The sequence below is a fragment of the Micropruina sp. genome, from assembly GCF_027492755.1.
GTDB lineage: Bacteria > Actinomycetota > Actinomycetes > Propionibacteriales > Propionibacteriaceae > Micropruina.
This window is the reverse complement of sequence record NZ_JAPUED010000072.1, coordinates 17,276-18,680: the sequence shown is the minus strand read 5'-3', so window position 1 is coordinate 18,680 and position 1,405 is coordinate 17,276. Positions and strand designations below refer to the sequence as shown.

The window sequence follows — 1,405 nt, the reverse complement described above, 5'->3', positions numbered from 1 at the left end:
CCGGCGGTGCGTTCCTACGACCCGGCCTACTCCTACGAGATCGCGCACATCATGCAGCACGGTCTGGAGACGATGTACGGCGAGAATCCGCAGGACGTCATCTTCTACATCACCTTGTACAACGAGCCGATGGTGCAGCCCCGCGAGCCGGAGGGCGTCGACGCCGACGGGATCAAGAAGGGCATCTACCTGCTCAAGGAGGGCTCGTTCGACGGGGTCGGCGGTGATGCGCCGCGCGCGCAGTTGCTGGCGTCCGGTGTCGGTGTGCCGTGGGCGCTCGAGGCGCAGGAGCTGCTGAAGAACGACTGGGGCGTGGTGGCCGACGTATGGAGCGTCACCTCGTGGAACGAGTTGCGGCGCGACGGCATCGCCGTCGACGAGCACAACTTCCTCCACCCCGAAGAGGAGAAGCAGGTCCCGTTCGTCACCCGGCAGCTGCAGGGTCGTCCCGGTCCGTTCATCGCGACCTCGGACTACATGCGGCTGGTCCAGGACCAGATCGCCCAGTGGGTGCCCGGCGAATACCACTCGCTCGGTGCCGATGGCTTCGGCTTCTCCGACACCCGCGCGGCCGCTCGGCGGTTCTTCCACATCGACGGTCCGTCGATGGTGGTCCGGACGCTGCAGGTGCTGGGCGAGCAGGGCAAGGTGGACGCCGGCGCAGCGGCCCAGGCGGCGGACAAGTACCGCCTGCTGGACGTGAACGCCGGGGCCTCCGGCGTGGCCGGCGGCGACGCCTGATCAACGGCATGTCAAGTGGGCCGGTGACCGTGACCTCGGTCATCGGCCCACTGTCACGTCTCCGGCTTTCCGTCCGGCGGGGAATTCTGGCAGGCTAGGGCACCAGACGTTTCGTCCACGAGGTTCGAAAGGAAGCAGGTGTCCACCACCGACGGCATGACCCAAGCGTCGGCAGCGACCGCCCTGGGATTCACCAAAGGGCTGGCCGTGCAGGAGCTCGGCTGGGACGACGATGTCGATGAGGCGCTGCGTGACGCGATCATGGACGCGATCGACGGCGATCTGCTCTACGAGTCGAACGAGGCTGTCGACGTGGTGCTGCTGTGGTGGCGTGACAGCGACGGCGACATCGTTGACGGCCTGGTGGATGCGCTGACCGATCTTTCCCCGTCCGGGCATATCTGGCTGCTCAGCCCGAAGGTGGGGCGTCCGGACTATCTCGACCCGACCGATCTCGCTGAAGCCGCCCTGACCGCCGGCCTGGCGCTGGCCAACCCGGCCACGGTGTCTGCGAACTGGCAGGCGCAGAAACTGGTCCGGCCGAAAGGCACCCGCCGGTAACTGGCACAATGGGCCGCCGGAGAAATTCGGGCGCATAGCTCAGCTGGTTAGAGCACCTCCCTTACAAGGAGGTGGTCGGGGGTTCGAGTCCCTCTGCGCCCAC

General features: G+C 66.9%; 1 protein-coding gene, 1 tRNA gene and 1 pseudogene. All 3 read left to right on the top strand.

What is annotated here, in order from left to right:
• A pseudogene (locus Q0066_RS04740) lies at positions 1 to 741 on the top strand (pyruvate dehydrogenase (acetyl-transferring), homodimeric type); the annotation flags it as partial.
• Between the two features lie 156 nt (positions 742 to 897).
• Complete coding sequence (locus Q0066_RS04735; protein WP_298130562.1) at positions 898 to 1,302, top strand: DUF3052 domain-containing protein; 405 nt, start codon at positions 898 to 900, stop codon at positions 1,300 to 1,302.
• A gap of 28 nt (positions 1,303 to 1,330) precedes the next feature.
• Positions 1,331 to 1,404, top strand: a tRNA-Val gene (locus Q0066_RS04730).
• Position 1,405: the final 1 nt, after the last annotated feature.

Coding starts and splice junctions, on each gene's coding strand:
- Q0066_RS04735 (WP_298130562.1), top strand. CDS start 898: ATGACCCAAGCGTCGGCAGCGACCGCCCTGGGATTCACCAAAGGGCTG.